Source organism: Heliorestis acidaminivorans (genome assembly GCF_008933955.1).
In the GTDB taxonomy this organism is placed as follows: domain Bacteria; phylum Bacillota; class Desulfitobacteriia; order Heliobacteriales; family Heliobacteriaceae; genus Heliorestis; species Heliorestis acidaminivorans.
Map to the genome: position 1 here is coordinate 212262 of NZ_WBXO01000005.1, position 17433 is coordinate 229694.

The following is a 17433-nucleotide window of genomic DNA, read 5'->3' on the forward strand; positions in this document are numbered from 1 at the left end:
AACAGGAGGTGAAAAAACCTTTGGAAAAGCCTGTTTTCAGAGTCTATCAAAAGACAGGAACTTATGCAGATGTACTAGAGGCTGTTGGGCTAGGTTACTTTCTCAATATGTTAATGCCAAAAAATGTAGAAAGAATAACAGATCGAGGCTCTTATTATGAAATTATCTTACGAAGAGCTAAACCTATTGAAGAATGGAACTTTAACAGAATTGTAAAGGCTCCAGGCTACCCTTATTTTTCAACGAAGAAGGATAAGCAAGTGCCAATTGGATACGATCAATATGATTATGAAGAAGAAAAAGAGCGTGAAAAGAGATATTGGGAAAAAATTGAGAAAAACAAAAAGCTAAAGAAAGAAAAAGCAGTTACTGAAGATGTGTATCAAGCTATGGAAGAAGATAAACCGCATCCACGACACAGTTTGATGAAAAATCTCTATGTACTACAAGCTTTCAACAGTCACAACAAATTGCTTCAAGAAATTTCACAAGCTGAACCAGAGGAAATACGTGAAGCTCTATTAGAAAAACTACAGAGCTATACAGAAACGGCACTACAGCAAGAACATTTAATATTGTCAGCTCAAACAAGCAAGTCAAATAAAAAAGAACATAAAAAAAGAAAAAAAGCTTTTTCTCCTTCAGTGTCTGCAGTACAAGCCCTAAATCCTATTATTGGAAAAGGAGTGAATAGGACCAAGCCAACTGGCACTGGTTTAGCAGGATTGCCTTCGTCTTATGTAGATTGGTTTGCAGAATACCTTCGTTATATTGCAGTTCATCGAATAGCTAATGCCTACAATATTCGCGATGATATAAAAATAGCTGTTATCGTTCCAGCTGATGTCACTTTTACTTATTTGGAACAGTTAAGCGATAAGTTTGTAAAGGTTCAGCATTTTAAAAAATCTTCTTGTCAGATAGATATTCAAAACATCATTGCTATGGCTCGAGAGCTTTTATATCAGTCTCAACAAAAACAAGAACAAGAAGAAATCGACTCGATACGCAAAAAGACACCCAAAAAAGTAATATCTGCTGTGGCTAATGGCTATTTCAAAAGCCTAGGTACAGGTAAAGCACTAATTAATGTAAGTTCAATTGGGTTGCCAGGTTGGTTTCCTATTGAAACAGCAGAAGATGTTGACTTATGGTTGGGCATCTTAGATGAGCACAAAAGCATTATAGACTGGCTGAAAGAAGAACATTCAGAAGAAGCAAAGTTGCTCTTTCAATACCGAGATTTCATATCATCAGGTAACCTCAAGGACCTTTTGAACTTTTCTGTAAACTACGGATTATTTGCTTTTCGTGAAACAGCAAACAGCTCCAAAGAGAAGCGAATAAGAATGAGCGAAGAATTATTAGAAAGGTTGGTGATAGCGTTGAATAAAGGTTACAGTGTGATTGTTAGCAACCCTGGTTTTAAAGCAGTTGCCGATGCCATTCGTCGGGCTACTGTTTCAGAACAATTTAGAAAAGCGCAAGGTAAGCAAGAGTACGAGATTCATTACGGTCTATTAAGCGATCTCAAACGCAAAGCAAGGTCGAAGAAAGATGTTGTAGCATTGCTAGGTGATTTCATTAGTTCCTACAATTACGAAAATGCAAGAAAAGCAGAAGTTACATCAAAGCAAGTACAAAGGCCTGATCAAGAAGAAACATTTTATCGCCAAAATGTGACAGATGAACAGGTAATTCAATTGGTTGAACTTATTGATGATTTTGGACCAGAACCTGTAACTATGCTACTTGCTGCAGTTGGCTCTGCTAAGAAAGCAAAAAAAGAAGGGTAAGGGGAGGTTTATATAATGAGTGAATTCAAGTCACTTTCTATTTGTGCTCAAGTAACTTTGGACATGCACTGCTTGAACAATGAAGGAAGTGAAGGTAACCACCTTAAGACAAGAATGGTTCATATAGTAGATCAGAACGGCGAACTTACTGAAACAAACGCCGTCAGTGGTGATATGCTCAAGCATATTCAGAACGAATGCCTTATCCCAATTGCTCAAGAAGCAAAGTTACCTCTTTGTTCTGGTTGTAATCGACTTAATGCCAACCGAATTAACGTAGATCGAGATTTTTTTAAGTCTATTGAAAAGATCGATAGCAAAGATAACATAGGGACCTTAACAGAAGTAATTAGACACTGTACTGCTGACGATCTGGAAGGAATCCTGATTACTGAAGGCAAACGTTCTGTTGCCCGCAAATCTGTTGTTGAATTTGGTTGGCTAGTTGGTATACCAGAAAAAACCCGTACAGAATCATACTTTCATGTTAAGTTTGATTCGGAAAGTCGCGGTGGCGGTACTGGTGCTGATGATGGTTCAAACACTGGTCAAAACATCTTCTATCGACCTGCTAACTCGGGCATCTACGCAATGGTTGTGAATGTAGAACTAGATAGAGTAGGCTTTCATGACGTAAAGAGAGAATATGTAATTGAAGATGAAGAACGTAGAAAACGACAAAAAGCAATGGTGAGAAGCCTTATACACAGCTTTGTAAAACTAAATGGTGCTCATAGAAGCACTCAACATCCTCATCTTCTATCAATTACCGGTGTAATAACCACTTCGCGCAATATGACGCCAGCACCAACTATTTCGCCTCTGAAAGATAGTTATGAGCAAGAGATTATGGACGTTGTAGATCAATTAAATCGCTGGGAAGGTAATGAGATAGCTTGTAAGAAATTTAATAATCTTGCAGAGCTAGTTGCAATCATGACCGATCTAGCAGAATCATTATAAGCAAATAAGTACTGTTATAAAAAAAGTAAGGTTATTAAAAAACAGGGTTAGATTTTTCTTAATCTACTTACCCTTTTTGTTAAGGTGGTGATCACCTGTGTGGCTCATTAGTTCCTTTAGCGCATCTAATCTTTTTTCATTGCGTCTTTCTTCTGCGACAAGTTCTGGTGGTAAAAGCCATCTTATTCCAACACCTTATACAGTAAAAATGGCATTGATCAACGCATCATTCCGATGGGATGGGAAGGGTGAAGAAGATTTTTATTGGCTTCGTCCCTTAAAAATAGCCTTCAAGCTTCCTGACTCTATAGTGGTCAACAACAGCTTTGTCAAAATCTTAAAAGAAGCTCGCGAAGGCGACGAAACCTATCAAAATACTGTTGGGTTACGACAATATGTTTACTGGGGTGGATTACTCTATATTGCTTTTGACATTTCTAACTTACAAGATTTAGAAAAGAAGCGTTTACAGCGTCTTTTAACGATGGTTAACTATTTTGGAAAACGAGGTAGTTTTGTTCAATATCAAAAACAGTGGGAAACTAAAGAGTTGTCTGAAGATTTTTCTGTAGAATGGCAGGAAATGCACGAAAGTAGAGCCAGTCAATCAATTGATAAAGGGATGGTCATACAAATCATGGATGATATGGCTGGGCAATCATCTTTTGATGCTTTTAACTCCTATTCGCCAACAAGATTAAAACTTTTTGAAGACAGAGTTTTTAAGACTTATGTATTAATGGGTGTAAAAGGAGCTACATCACATGGCTATACTCACTATCAGTCCCTTCCCTCATCCTGATCTGAAATTACAACGTTTTCGAATAGTTATTTCAGCGGGGGCAAATGGCTTGCTTTTGCCCCCTTATCCAGGTTCCACTTTACGCGGTGCTTTTGGACATGCTCTGCGTGAAATGTCTTGTACGGCAGGAAAAGGACAAGACTGTAATGGCTGTTTTTATCAGATGATTTGTCCCGTTACCATGTTATTTAATCCTGTTGTACCAGAAGAGCAGGAAGGACTTTTCGCAAAAGGTCAAGAGATTCCTACACCCTTTGTGCTTAGACCCTTAACGGATGGAAGAACAATGTATCAGCCCGGAGAAACTTTTGAAGTGGAGATTACTATTTTTGGTAAGTCGATCCCCTTTGCACCGTACTTACTGTCAGCACTTTCAAGAGCTTTAGAAAAGGGAATTGGTAAAGGACTCAAAAGTTCCAGCATTATATCAGCATATCTTTTTAATCCTTTTACGAATGATAGACATGCTATTTTCGAAAAAGGCCAGTGGAATCTTACCAATAAGGTTAATTTATCGGCTTACGATGTTGATGCAAGAGTCAATAAGCTGTTATATTCCTCTGTTAATAAAGGGTCGCAAACTTATAAGGTAACTTTTAACTCACCTTTACGCCTTAAAGCAGATAAACACTTTCAGAATAAGCTAACAGCGCCCTTGTTGATTCGGGGCCTCATGCGAAGGCTTTCAGTGATTACGGCTTATTATGGTGAACAACAATGGAGCATTGATTTTTATAAATATATTGAACTTGCTAATTCTTTACAGGTACGAGAAGAAAAGTATGAATGGGTTGATTGGGAACGATACTCAAGCAGGCAGAATTCGAAGATGAAGTTAGGCGGCATTATGGGGTCTTTAGTATTAGAAGGGGAAGCGTTGAAAGAATTGTTACCTCTACTAATTTGGGGTCAGTTGATTCATCTAGGAAAAGCGGCAAGTTTTGGTCTCGGGGCGCTGGAGATTGAATAAGCAGGTTAGGAAGATAGGTGTTGTGTGGTGATAAAGAGTTACTACAGGGTTAACTTGAATAGTATCGGCTTCTTAAAAGAAGGTAACTATCAAGTTATAAATTTTGATAATTTCAGCAAAAACATGAGAAAGTTCACGCAAAAACAGAGGGAATTTGCAATCTTTGTAGAAGGTTTATTAACAAAAGGCTTATTACCACTAACAACAAGGAGGTTTTTCTTTGACTATGTTTTGTAACCAATGTGAGCAAACAGCAAAAGGAACAGGTTGTACTGTTGTAGGGGTCTGTGGGAAGAAGCCAGATATTGCGGCTTTACAAGATCTTTTACTGTATGCTTTGAAAGGGCTATCCATCTTTGCTCAAGAAGGACGTAATCAAGGCCTTGTAGATGACGAGGTAAACCTTTTCACCTACCAAGCTTTATTTACCACAGTAACTAACGTAAACTTTGACGCAACTAGATTACAAGAGTTAATATTACAATGCCTTGCACTACGAGAAAAACTAAAGGTGCAAGTAGCCTCAAAGGGTGGTCAAGTTGACTTTTCCTGTCCATCAACAACTTTTCAAGGTGCTACCGAACTAGCTAAGCTGGTGGAACAAGGTGAAGAAGTAGGACTACTGACAGACAAAGAAGCAAATGCAGATATTCAGTCTTTGCAAGCAACAATGATTTATGGCATCAAAGGCTTAGCTGCCTATGCAGATCATGCTTACATATTAGGCAAAAGCGATGACAAAGTGGCGGCTTATATCCACGAAGCATTAGCATCTATTGGTAACAAGAGCCTTACACTACAAGACTGGATCGGTTTGACCTTAAAGTGTGGAGAAATTAACTTACTAGCAATGCAATTATTAGATGAAGCTAATACAGGAACATATGGACATCCTGTGCCTACTTCCGTGCCACTAGGACACAAGAAAGGAAAAGCTATTCTTGTATCAGGTCATGATCTTAAAGATTTAGAAGAACTGCTCAAACAAACAGATGGTAAAGGTATCTATATCTATACACATGGTGAGATGTTACCGACTCATGGCTATCCTGACCTAAAAAAATATGAACATTTTTATGGTCACTACGGAACAGCTTGGCAAAACCAAAAGAAAGAGTTCAAAGAGTTTCCCGGTGCTATCCTGATGACCACAAACTGTATACAAGAGCCTCAAGACCTTTATAAAGAAAACATTTTTACATCAGGCTTGGTAGCTTGGCCTGGTGTTGCCCATGTTGACAAAGAGGACTTTACACCTCTTATTGAAAAAGCGCTCACTATGCCTGGCTTTGCTGAAGATGAAGAAAAAGGCCAAGTCTTGACTGGTTTTGCTAGAGATGCTATTTTGAATGTAGCAGATGCTGTAGTTAATGAAGTCAAAGAGGGGAACATTAAGCACTTTTTCTTAGTTGGCGGTTGTGATGGTGCTAAGCCAGGACGGAGCTATTATACTGACTTTGTAGAGAAAGCACCTCAAGATACGGTCATCTTAACACTAGCCTGTGGTAAATTCCGCTTCTTCGATAGTCAACTAGGCGATATAGGTGGTATACCACGTCTACTTGATGTGGGGCAGTGTAACGATGCTTATTCAGCTATTCAAGTAGCTGTAGCCTTATCTAACGCTTTTGACTGTGAAGTCAATGATTTACCACTTTCGCTCGTTCTTTCTTGGTATGAACAAAAAGCAGTAGCAATATTACTAACTTTACTTCATCTTGGAATTAAGAACATACGCATAGGTCCTTCTTTGCCGGCTTTCATTACGCCCAATGTGCTTAATGTTCTGGTAGAAAACTTTAATATTAAGCCGATTTCAACAGTTGAAGAGGACTTAGATGCTATCTTGAATTAATAATTAGATATCTCTTATCTATTGAAAGGCTTCCTTTTCTACTTTTAAGAAAAGGAAGCCTTTTGTGTTTTTAAAAGTTAGCAACAAAAACCATTGTTGCTAGTTAATACTTTCACAACTGAATTCGACGTTTTTCGACTTTTTTTACGAGACTTTTAGCTCTAAAATGGTACAATAAGATCGGAATTTCCCAAATAAAGGGGTGAGTCTGATGAATAATCAAGGGAAGCAGTTATACGATTTACTAAAGCGCTTTCCAATAAAAATTACTATGCTTTATGTTTTTTTCGGTTCTTTATGGATTATAGCGAGTGATATTGTTGTTCATGGATTTCAAGACTACAATAGAAGCTTTCCCAACGTTGAAGTTTACAAAGGTTTATTTTTCATTTTTTCTACCGGTGTGCTCTTATTTCTCATGACTAATTATTACGCTAAGCGAATCGAAGAAACAGAAAAAGCTTTATTAAAGTCAGAGGAATCATTTCGGCTTTTTGTCGAGAATGCCGAAGATATTCTCTTTCGTTTTATTTTCAATTCTAAACCTGCTTTTCTTTTCATCAGTCCTTCAGTGGAAAATATCACAGGTCACAGTCCCAAGTACTTTTACGCTTATCCAGAACTGTTATTCGAACTAATTCATGAAGAAGATCGGGAAGAGTTCAAGAGTTTTGTCCTTCATCCCAATCATCAGACACATTACTTTCGATTTATCAACAAAGAAGGTAGCCTTAAGCATTTAAGCTTACGAGCTGTACCTATTAATAATAAGCAAGGTGAAATAATTGGTATTGAAGGCATTGCTCGCGATGTAACGGAACGGAAAATGCATGAGTCTATCATAGCTAAGAAAAATGAAGAACTAAAAATTTATGCAACCCATCTAGAAGAGACGAATAAAAAACTTATGAAGCTCGAACAGATTAAGAATGAGTTTTTGGCTAATGTTTCACACGAATTACGCACGCCGTTGAATGCAGTACTTGGTTTTTCTCAATTGATCAAGGAAGGATTATTTGAAGATCCTGATGAGTTATTAGAGTTTATTAACATCATTGAAAAAAATGGCACCGATCTCTTGACAATTATTGATGATATCTTAACCTTATCTAAGCTGGAATCGGATAAGCTAGACTTAACTATCTCCCACTTTTCTTTACAAGACATCTTACAAGAGTTAAGAGACTATGTTGAGGGACAAGCTTTAGCAAGCTCTCTTACGATTACTACCCATAGTATCGAAAAAGAAGTGATAATAAAATCTGACTATGGTAAAGTTCGAGAAGTATTGCGTCACTTGCTTAGGAATGCCATAAAGTTTACTGAAGAAGGTCAAATTACGGTCAAAGCAGATCTAGTGGAAGATGAGGTATTGTTCTCTATTATCGATACTGGCATTGGCATAGATCCAGAAAAACAAGCTCTCTTGTTCCAAAAATTTGTACAAGCTGATGGCACTTCTACCAGAAAGTTTGGAGGCCTTGGAATTGGTCTAACTATTTGTCAATTAACAATTCATAAGCTCTCTGGTAAGATTGAGATTTATAGCGATGGTCTTAATAAGGGTACAAAAGTTTATGTTACCTTGCCCCTTGTAGCGAAGAAATGAAGAAGACGATCCACTGCTCTAGGGCAGGGATCGTCTTTTTTTTGCTTCTATGTTACTCCAAAATACTGTTGGATCTATAGAGACTCTTGCTTTGCTACTTCTAAGGGTTTTTCTTCTGATAAGAACCAGCCACCAAGAGCGATAAGTACTAGCACACCGTAGAAAGTATATTTCCATTCAGGCATGTGAGATATACCTTCTGGTAAGACCGCAAGGGCAGGGTGTGAGAGAGTGAAGACAGATAGCTTTACACCGACCCAACCGACGATTAAGAAGGCCGCTAATTCTAGCCCAGGCTTGCGCTGTAGCAATTTGACGAAGAAAGTAGCGGCATAACGCATGATAGCTAAGCCAATAAAACCACCGATAAAGACGACAAGAAAATGTCCGCCGTCCATACCTCCAATAGCAGGTAAGTTTGTCTTAGGTAAGGCAACAGCAAGAGCAACGGCGGCTAGAATAGAATCAACAGCAAAAGCAATGTCTGCTAACTCGACCTTGAAAACAGTCATCCAAAAACCAGAGCCATTCTTTTCTTCATCTGTCGCACTGTTTTCAGCTTCAGCTTCTACTTTCTTAAGTACCACTTTCCGGAAAATATGATTCAAGGCAATGAATAGTAGATAGATAGCGCCTATCGCTTGCAATTGCCATACTCCAACCATAAAAGATATGGTGAATAGGGATAGGAAGCGGAAGAAGAAGGCACCAGCTAAGCCATAGAACAAAGCTTTTTTTCGCTCTTTTTCCGGAAGGTGTTTTACCATGAGTGCTAATACTAGAGCGTTATCTGCCGCTAACAAGCCTTCCATTATGATGAGCACAAGCAAAACCCAACCATACTCTAAGAACATTGAAAGCTCCATGATATTCCCTCCTTAAATTATTTCTAGACACACAAAAGACCCTTACCTATACAGGCAAAGGTCTTTCGAATAAACCTTTACCTGCGCAGGCAAAGGTCTCGCTAACAACTTAAGGTTGCCAATAAAGCCGGAGATTTTATCTCGTAATGACGACTTTATTGTAACAGCTACTCCCCTTTGGGCCAATTATGTCCTAGTCCTATTATCAGCACTGTTAAGTACTTTGTCAATAATGTTTTTTGTAAAAAATGAGTTTATTGAGCAGGGTTTCCTTTTGCATCTGTTGAATAAAACCATACAAAAAATAACAGGTAGATAGTATAAATAGTTTAAGATGGTAAGAAGATGAAGGGGGTGCTGGCTATTAAGATATCGGATGAGCGATTTGTAGAGTCTTTCAAAGTGGTAGCACCTTATCTGAGAGGAACTCTTGATGTAGATATGATGGTCTGTATTACTGACAGGGAGAAATTTATCTATTACTTGCCAGGTGAGAAGGTAGATGTGCGTGTGCGAGAAGGCGACACCATACCGCCGGGCGAACTGCTTCTAGAAGTTATGAAGACAGGAAAGCAGATGATTGGTGAAGTACCAGAGCATGTCTATGGCGTACCTTTTAAAGCTATGATGACACCTATTGTGGACAGATCAGGTAATGTAATAGGTTGTCTAGGGATCGGTCTTTCTACCGAAAAGTGGACTATCGTAAAAAAGGAAATGATCTCCCTTTCTTCTACTTTATCGGAATCTCTCCACCAACTTTCTGCTTCTTCAGAAGAAATGGCTGCAACTTCGGAGCACTTACATCAAAGTGAAAAAGACTTACATAAGTTCATTAATCAGACAGCAACTCGTATTCAAGAAATCAATAAAACTTTAAAGTTTATTAATAAAATAGCTTCACAGACGAAAATGCTTGGCATCAATGCGGCTATTGAAGCGGCCCGCGTAGGCGATCGTGGTCGAGGCTTTGCTATTGTGGCCGAAGAAATTCGTCAACTTTCAGAAGAATCGATGAATACATCTAAGCAGATAAACGACTTAACAGAAGAAATCAATGTCATGTTAGAACAAGCTTTACAAAGTGTTGAAAAATCAACTAACAACACACAAGAACAAGCTGCCGTTAGCGAAGAAATAACTGCCAGCATCCAAGATATAAGTGGTCTATCTAGTCGTCTAGCTGACCTGACCAAAAGCACAGTGTAAGCCTTTAACCTTCAGGGCCTGTTTCATCCTCAGTAATAATTTAGTACAATAATAAGTACGTCAAGATCTATAAAAAACATAACTACCTATATAGCTCTTCCCATTATGCGTTTCTGGGTTTTCCCCATCCCCGTACTTGCCATAAAAAGAAAGAGAGGCTCTCTAAAAATGACAGAAGATAATCCCAAGCAAGTAGATCTAGAAGTTTGTCAAAAAGAAGCTACAGCTGGTGATGCCCAAGCTCAGTATACCTTAGCTCAATGTTATGAAGAAGGTCGAGTCATCAAAGAAAGCGGCAAAGAAGCTTTTTCCTGGTATGAGAAAGCAGCTCAACAAGGTCATGCATTGGCTCAATTAAGTCTAGCCAGAATGTATGAAGATGGCTGGGGCACTAGAGCTGATGAAGAGAAAGCGGCCCATTACTATAAGGCGGCGGCAGAACAAGGTCTGGTAGAAGGGCAGGTTACCTTAGGTCACATGTATGCTGAAGGTCTTGGTGTGCCTGTAGATGCCCAAAAGGCAGTGTACTGGTTTCAGAAAGCAGCTGAACAGGGTGACGCCGATGGCCAATTTGAATTAGCTATGATGTTGACACTAGGTCAAGGTATAGAGAAAAATGATCAAGAAGCATTACAGTGGCATCGTAAAGCGGCAGAGCAAGGTCATGTAGACAGCCAATTCAACCTTGCTTTTATGTTAGAAGAAGGTATAGGTACAATAGCTAATCCAGAAGAAGCTTACCAATGGTATCAAAAAGCGGCTCAGCAAGGTGATGAGGAAGCTCAGAAAAAAGTAGGCATAGCTCCTCCTAAGAAGAAAAAAAGTTCTGGGAAGAGAAAAAAGAAATAGTTCTTTCTCTTATTTTTGCTACCATGGTACTTACCTGTTATACTAGTAAAGGTGTACAGATTAGTATCAAAAGGATTTGGAGGTCTTACCTTGAAAAAAGCAATTATCGAGACAGAAAAAGGAACTATGGTTGTTGCTCTCTTTGAGAACGATTCCCCAGGTACGGTTGCTAACTTTGAAAAGTTAATCAACGAAGGCTATTACGACGGCCTAAACTTTCACCGAGTCATTCCAGACTTTGTGATTCAAGGCGGTTGTCCCCAGGGAACTGGCATGGGCGGCCCTGGTTATACAATTCCTTGCGAAGTAAAGAACAACCCCAACAAGCATTTAAGAGGTAGCCTATCTATGGCTCATGCCGGTAGAGACACAGGTGGGAGTCAGTTTTTTATCTGCCATAGCCCTCAGCCACATCTTGATGGCAACCACACTGTCTTTGGTCGTGTCATCGATGGTCTAGATGTAATTGATCAGATTCGTCGAGGCGATAAAATGATTAAAGTTACGATTGAAGAAGATCAAGCATAGTATGATTTCCTGTGCATTTGCATAATAAGCAAAGCTTAGAAGAGGTCTTAACAGCGCAAGCGCGAGGTTAAGATCTCTTCTTTTTTTATATATTTTTTACCACTTTCGATTTGCTATCTTGTCAGAATTTGCAGATCAGCTATACTCAAATTAGGTTAGATTTTGTCGATTTGTCAATATGGGTGGCCGCAAATTCTGATGAGGTGAGCATATGAAAATTGCCATCGTGTACAATCGCGATAGCCAGGCTGTAATCAATCTTTTTGGCATCCCTAATCGAGAGAAGTATGGTCTTAAGACGATCCAAATGATCCGTGACGCTATCAAACAAGGTGGCTTTCAGGTCAAAACTTTTGAAGGTGACAAGAACCTTATCAGTAATTTAGAAGACTTTATGCCTTCTGTCATCTCAGGCGAACGGCCTGGCTTAGTTTTCAATCTTAGCTATGGTATTCAAGGTCGAGCTCGCTATACTCATGTTCCTGGTATTCTAGAGATGCTAGGAATTCCCTATGTTGGTTCAGGTCCGGAGACACAAGCTATAGCACTAGATAAAGTAGTAACTAAAGTTATCTTAATGCACAAAGGGTTGCCCACACCTCGTTTTTGCGTGCTGGAAAAAGCAGACTCCCCTTTGACAGAAGATCTATCCTATCCTTTGATTGTAAAGCCAAAAGACGAGTCTATATCATTAGGCTTACGTATTGTTCATAATGAGGAAGAATTAAGGGCTGGCGTTGCCAATATCTACGAGATGTTTCAAGCACCAACACTAGTAGAAGAATATATTGAAGGTCGCGAGATTAATGTAGGCTTACTAGGCAACGATCCTGTTCAAGCACTGCCACCTGTGGAGTTAGATTTTGGCGAAGGTGAGCAGATTTTCAGTTATGAAGACAAGATGGAGATTAGTGGGCGTAAAGTACGCAAGATTTGTCCCGCTAATCTTAGTGAAGCAGAAATAGAGCGTCTACAGAAGCTAGCTATAGATGCTTTTAAAGCACTCGGTTGCTTTGATGCCGCTCGTGTAGATTTTCGCCTTGACAAAGATGGAAACCCCTATATCTTAGAGATTAATTCTCTTCCTAGTCTAGGTGAAAATGCTTCTTACGTTTTTGGTGCTCAACATATTGGTCTTGATTATAATGCTCTCGTTAATAAGCTGGTAGAAGTAGCGGCTCAACGCTACTTTGGTCATCCTGTAACAACTTTGAGTAGCGATGAGACATGTAAAGAAAAGAAGTCTTTTCACTTCTTAACCAAAAATCGTGATAAAGCTGAAGAAGAGCTAAAGAGCTGGACTAACCTTTCTAGTAGCACTGACGATCCGGCTGGCTTAAGTGCTGTACTTCGACGAATTGGACAACGAATGGACAAACTAGGCTTTGAGGCTCTCGAAAAGTACACTAATGGTCGCTCTGCTTGGACCTGGCAGACTAAGGCGGGGTTAAGTGGAGGTACACTACTGGTAGTTCCTGTTGATACACCTCGAGAACGAGGTGGCTTTCCTGTTCCTTTTCGCCGTGATCCCGAGTGGCTTTTTGGGGAGGGAATCGCTTCTAGTCGAGCTGGTCTAGTCTGCGCTTTACAAGCTTTTGAAGCTTTACGATCTTTGCGGAAACTGCGCACTACGCCAGTAGGCCTTTTTGTCTATACTGATGAGGGCCGTGGTATGCGTTATAGCAGTAGTTTGCTGAAGCAGTCTGCGCAAGAGGCAGGAGAAGTGCTTGTTCTTCAACCTGGCTTTAGTACGGGGAAGGTTGTCGATCAGCGGCGAGGCTCTCGTAAGTACAGTCTTCTAGTAGAAGGACAACCACAGCGCATAGGAGCTAAAGCTAATTATAGCGATGTCTTAAGTTGGTTTTTGAAAAAAGCAGAAAAGTGTTCCTCTATCAGTCAATCAGATCAAAAACTGTCTGTAGTTGTGCAGGAAGTGAAGTCAGAGCGCTTTAGTGTACTTATGCCTCACCGCGTCTGGGCTACTATTTATGTGACCTATATGAATGAAAAGCTTGCCGACAAAGCGGAAGAGCAATTGAAAAAGCTATTCAATGCTGATAGCAAAGGTTTACAAGTCTATCTAGAAAAACTAGAAGAGCGACCTTCACTCTCGAAAACGGCTCAAAGTAATAGTTTGATTGAGCAGTTGCAACAGATTTCAGAAGAATGGAAGCTACCTTTTGGTTTGGAAGGAGGTTTACTGCCTTCTGCGGCAGGTGTCGTTCCTGAGAATATTCCAGTACTCTGTGGACTAGCTCCAGCAAGTCGTGATCTATATACACCTCATGAAGCTATTCCAAGGGGTGAATTATTACAGAGGACTTTATTGCTAAGTCTATTTCTCTTACGCAAAATAAAGTAAAAATACTCCGTAATGAAATGCCTACTATAACTAAAAAAAGAGCACTCTTTTTGCATGAAGCTAAGAGAGTGCTCTTTTTTTACAGGTAAACTTATTTTTTTCGAAAGAACCGTTGACAGCAAGAGTTCCAAAAGATAGAATAAGATCAAATACAGCAATCCAGATAAGAATAGTCGGGATTAAAACATAGGGAATGGGGGAGATAAAAGTGGCTAAAGAAAAAGAGCAAACAGAACTGTATGAACATCTGGAGAAAATGCTAGGCTCCCTTCGCTATGGCACTATAACCCTGGTAGTACAAGATGGAAAAGTAATTCAATTAGAGAAAAACGAAAAGATTAGACTCAAGTAAGCACCTTTTTCGTGACAGTAACATATTCTCAAATTGGGCTGACTAGAAATACTAGAGGCGCCGATGACATAAAAAAGTGTCAATGGCGCCTTTTTGTCTATATAGATAGCTTGGAGGTGGTCACATGGATAAAGATAAATTGCGTTACGCGATCTTAAGTCCTGACGATTACAAAAAGATAAATGACCAGTTGGCTAATCTAGATGCTCTTGATGTAATTCGCTGGGCCTATGGTCAATGGGATGAAGACTTAGTTTATGCTTGTAGCTTTGGAGCAGAAGCGATGGTGCTCATAGATCTAATCTATCGAGTGAAGCCAAAAGCATCCTTGCTTTTCATCGATACAGAACTACACTTTGCGGAAACTTATGAACTTATTGACGAAGTAAAAGTAAGATATCCAGAATTGAATATTGAGATGATAAAACCAGCTCAGAACAGAGAGAAGCAAGTAAAAGCAGAAGATGAGAAATTATGGGAAGTAAAACCTGATTTATGTTGTAAAGAACGTAAATTAGCACCACTAGAGAAGTCATTACAGCAATATAGCGCTTGGTTTTCAGGCTTACGGCGTGAACAAAGCGCAACGCGACAACATATTCAGTTTGTTAATGCCGATAAACGTTTTGGCAAAGTCAAAGTTTGTCCTCTAATTCACTGGACTTGGGATGAAGTATGGATGTACATCAATCTTCATAACTTGCCTTACAACAAATTACATGATCGGCGCTACCCGAGTATCGGTTGTGCTCCCTGTACAGCACCTGTAGCTGAAGACGGAGACAGCCGAGCCGGTCGATGGGCTGGCCGTTCTAAGACTGAATGTGGTTTGCACCAGTAATGTGCTATATCTTATCAACTCGAAAAATAAAAGGAGTGTCCATTTATGACCTTGTCAACTAAGAACGAACTCGTCAATGTCATGCAAAAGGATTATGATACTAGCTTGGTCGCCAAAGAAGTAGAAATTGATTTTTATGCTCTTTCTGATCTTGAGCTGTTAATTAACGGTGGTTACAGCCCTTTGCGTGGTTTTATGAATCAAGAAGATTATGAAGAAGTTCTTCATTCCATGCGCTTGAAAAACGGTTCTATCTGGCCTTTGCCTATCACTTTACCTGTTGATGAAGCTATAGCTAAAGACCTTACACTAGGAAGTAAAATTAAGCTCACTTACCAAGGAGAAGTTTACGGCATTTTATTGTTAGAAGAAAAGTTTTTGCCTAACAAAGAAGAAGAAGCTCTTCAAGCATACAAAACAACAGATCGTGAGCACCCAGGTGTTAAAAGGTTATTTGAACGAGGCGATGTATACCTTGCTGGAGATGTTATTGGCATCAAGCAATATGAACGGGAGAAATTCGGTAACTTTTATCTTACGCCAGCTGAGACGAGAGCAGAGTTTTCTTCGCGCAACTGGGAGCGCGTAGTTGGCTTTCAGACTAGAAATCCCGTTCATCGCGCCCATGAATATATTCAGAAAGCGGCCCTAGAGATTGTAGATGGACTTTTCCTGAACCCTCTTGTGGGGGAAACGAAATCCGACGATATCTCAGCAGAAATAAGAATAGAAAGTTATCAGGTTTTACTTGAGAATTACTATCCCAAAGATCGCGTCTTTATGGCCTTTTTCCCTGCGGCCATGCGCTATGCAGGACCAAGAGAAGCCGTCTTTCATGCCCTTGTTCGCAGAAATTATGGTTGCACCCATTTTATCGTAGGCCGTGACCATGCTGGTGTTGGTAACTATTACGGAACTTATGAAGCTCAAGAGATTTTCCATAACTTCAATCTTCACGAACTAGGAATCAGGCCTCTCTTCTTCGAACACACCTTCTTTTGCCAAAAGTGCGGCAATATGGCTTCCTCCAAAACTTGCCCACATGGAAAGGAACATCATCTGACCTTATCAGGTACGAAAGTACGAGAAATGTTGCGTCAGGGTATAGTTCCCCCACCAGAATTTACAAGAGCTGAAGTAGCTCAGGTCTTAATTAAGGGCTTACAAGACAGTTAAGAGAAAGAACTAGAGCAAGAAAGAAGCAGATCAATACAAAGCACTTTTTATCAATTACCATTAAGCACTTTCAAGTTTATTAAGCTTCCTACCAGCCAATAAATCGATAAAGCAGGTGACAGCCCATGCTTCTCTATATAGCCTTCGCCGTAGCATTTTTCTTTGCTATGAACATCGGTGCTAGCGGCACTGCCGCGGCCATGGGCCCCGCCTATGGCAGTGGCGCTCTCAAGAAAAAAACTGCCATGTTATTAGTAGCTATAGCGGCCTTCTTAGGAGCTTTAAGTGGCGGCGAAGTTGTACGCACCATCGGCTCTGGGATTATACCCTCTACGATCTTAACAGTAGAAATAGTTATAATCGTCTTGGCCGCTGCCTGCCTAACTTTATTTATTGCCAACCTTTTAGGGATACCCTTGTCAACTAGTGAAGTTGTTGTGGGCTCTATCGTTGGTGCTGGTATAGCTTTCCAAAGTCTTTATTATCATAAATTGGCCTGGATCGTCGCTTTCTGGGTTATTACACCTATTATAGCTTTTGGAATATCTTATCTTTTTGGTACTTTTGTGCTCAAGATGGAAAAGCGCTGGCCTGAATTAAAAGGTGAAGGTAGATGGAAAAAGCCTTTAACTATCTTACTCATTACAGCTGGTGCTCTCGAAGCTTATGCCGCTGGTATGAACAATGTTGCCAATGCCGTTGGACCTCTTGTAGGTGCAGGTTTGCTTGATATTTCTCTAGCCGTCATTCTAGGAGGACTTTTTGTTGCCCTTGGTGCTTTCTTACTCGGTGGAAAAGTACTAGAAACAAACGGCAAAAGGATTACAGACTTGACGCTTTTACAAGGAAGTTCCGTTTCTTTCACAGGAGGTACTCTCGTAATCATCGCATCGATCTTTGGTTTGCCTGTTCCGCTTACACAAGTAACTACTTCTGGAATTATGGGCATTGGCACTGCTCGTCAAGGTTTTATGCTCTGGCAAAAAGGTATTATTAAGAAGATTCTAAAAGTATGGGTCGTATCACCGCTGTTATCTCTCGTGCTTTCTTATGGTTTCATCATTCTCTTTATCCAAGCTGACTACTATACCCTACTCGTCTTGGCCAGTCTTTTTCTAGCCACCCTTGGTGTCATCAGTTTGGTAAAAACTATTCAACAAGAAAAAAGTACTATCCACGATCAAGGTGGCGGTATCTAGTCTTGACGTAAGAGATTATTAACAAGACTTAACTAGAACCTTTAAGGAGGCGTAAC

Annotated in this window: 15 protein-coding genes; 14 read left to right on the plus strand and 1 reads right to left on the minus strand. The window is 39.9% G+C overall.

Annotated features, from left to right (window positions below; translation table 11 throughout):
- Nucleotides 1-20 precede the first annotated feature (20 nt).
- The 6 genes from F9B85_RS08590 (at nucleotide 21) to F9B85_RS08615 (ending at nucleotide 7995) form a co-directional block, all read left to right on the plus strand.
- Nucleotides 21-1796, plus strand: a complete 1776-nt coding sequence (locus F9B85_RS08590; RefSeq protein ID WP_151619976.1) for a hypothetical protein — start codon at nucleotides 21-23, stop codon at nucleotides 1794-1796.
- 15 nt (nucleotides 1797-1811) lie between these two features.
- The gene (locus tag F9B85_RS08595; protein WP_151619977.1) at nucleotides 1812-2759 is read left to right on the plus strand and encodes a DevR family CRISPR-associated autoregulator; all 948 of its coding nucleotides are present in this window, start codon (nucleotides 1812-1814) and stop codon (nucleotides 2757-2759) included.
- A gap of 97 nt (nucleotides 2760-2856) precedes the next feature.
- Nucleotides 2857-3561 (plus strand): hypothetical protein, encoded by a 705-nt coding sequence (locus F9B85_RS08600; protein ID WP_151619978.1) that lies wholly within the window; start codon nucleotides 2857-2859, stop codon nucleotides 3559-3561.
- Nucleotides 3524-4531, plus strand: coding sequence for a CRISPR system precrRNA processing endoribonuclease RAMP protein Cas6 (gene cas6 / locus F9B85_RS08605; protein WP_151619979.1), 1008 nt, complete (start codon nucleotides 3524-3526; stop codon nucleotides 4529-4531). Before F9B85_RS08600 ends, cas6 begins: the two co-directional genes overlap by 38 nt.
- A 226-nt stretch (nucleotides 4532-4757) precedes the next feature.
- Complete coding sequence (gene hcp / locus F9B85_RS08610; RefSeq protein WP_151620028.1) at nucleotides 4758-6386, plus strand: hydroxylamine reductase; 1629 nt, start codon at nucleotides 4758-4760, stop codon at nucleotides 6384-6386.
- Nucleotides 6387-6597: 211 nt separating this feature from the next.
- A complete protein-coding gene (locus F9B85_RS08615) occupies nucleotides 6598-7995 on the plus strand; it encodes a PAS domain-containing sensor histidine kinase (RefSeq protein WP_151619980.1) in 1398 nt (465 codons plus the stop codon).
- A 74-nt stretch (nucleotides 7996-8069) separates the two neighbouring features.
- Here the strand turns inward: F9B85_RS08615 and F9B85_RS08620 are convergent, their stop codons facing one another.
- A complete protein-coding gene (locus F9B85_RS08620; protein WP_151619981.1) occupies nucleotides 8070-8861 on the minus strand; it encodes a TerC family protein in 792 nt (263 codons plus the stop codon).
- A gap of 345 nt (nucleotides 8862-9206) precedes the next feature.
- Between F9B85_RS08620 and F9B85_RS08625 the strand changes: the two genes are divergently transcribed.
- The 8 genes from F9B85_RS08625 (at nucleotide 9207) to F9B85_RS08660 (ending at nucleotide 17377) form a co-directional block, all read left to right on the plus strand.
- Nucleotides 9207-10070, plus strand: coding sequence for a methyl-accepting chemotaxis protein (locus F9B85_RS08625; RefSeq protein WP_151619982.1), 864 nt, complete (start codon nucleotides 9207-9209; stop codon nucleotides 10068-10070).
- A 168-nt stretch (nucleotides 10071-10238) separates the two neighbouring features.
- Nucleotides 10239-10919 (plus strand): tetratricopeptide repeat protein, encoded by a 681-nt coding sequence (locus tag F9B85_RS08630; protein ID WP_151619983.1) that lies wholly within the window; start codon nucleotides 10239-10241, stop codon nucleotides 10917-10919.
- Nucleotides 10920-11009: 90 nt separating this feature from the next.
- Nucleotides 11010-11447, plus strand: a complete 438-nt coding sequence (locus tag F9B85_RS08635; RefSeq protein ID WP_151619984.1) for a peptidylprolyl isomerase — start codon at nucleotides 11010-11012, stop codon at nucleotides 11445-11447.
- 211 nt (nucleotides 11448-11658) lie between these two features.
- A complete protein-coding gene (locus tag F9B85_RS08640; RefSeq protein ID WP_151619985.1) occupies nucleotides 11659-13809 on the plus strand; it encodes an ATP-grasp domain-containing protein in 2151 nt (716 codons plus the stop codon).
- 208 nt (nucleotides 13810-14017) lie between these two features.
- Nucleotides 14018-14161 (plus strand): YezD family protein, encoded by a 144-nt coding sequence (locus tag F9B85_RS08645; protein ID WP_243138120.1) that lies wholly within the window; start codon nucleotides 14018-14020, stop codon nucleotides 14159-14161.
- Between the two features lie 124 nt (nucleotides 14162-14285).
- Nucleotides 14286-15002 (plus strand): phosphoadenylyl-sulfate reductase, encoded by a 717-nt coding sequence (locus F9B85_RS08650; RefSeq protein ID WP_151619987.1) that lies wholly within the window; start codon nucleotides 14286-14288, stop codon nucleotides 15000-15002.
- 45 nt (nucleotides 15003-15047) lie between these two features.
- Nucleotides 15048-16178, plus strand: a complete 1131-nt coding sequence (gene sat / locus F9B85_RS08655; protein WP_207707081.1) for a sulfate adenylyltransferase — start codon at nucleotides 15048-15050, stop codon at nucleotides 16176-16178.
- Nucleotides 16179-16303: 125 nt separating this feature from the next.
- Nucleotides 16304-17377, plus strand: a complete 1074-nt coding sequence (locus F9B85_RS08660; RefSeq protein WP_151619988.1) for an inorganic phosphate transporter — start codon at nucleotides 16304-16306, stop codon at nucleotides 17375-17377.
- The last annotated feature ends 56 nt before the right edge of the window (nucleotides 17378-17433 follow it).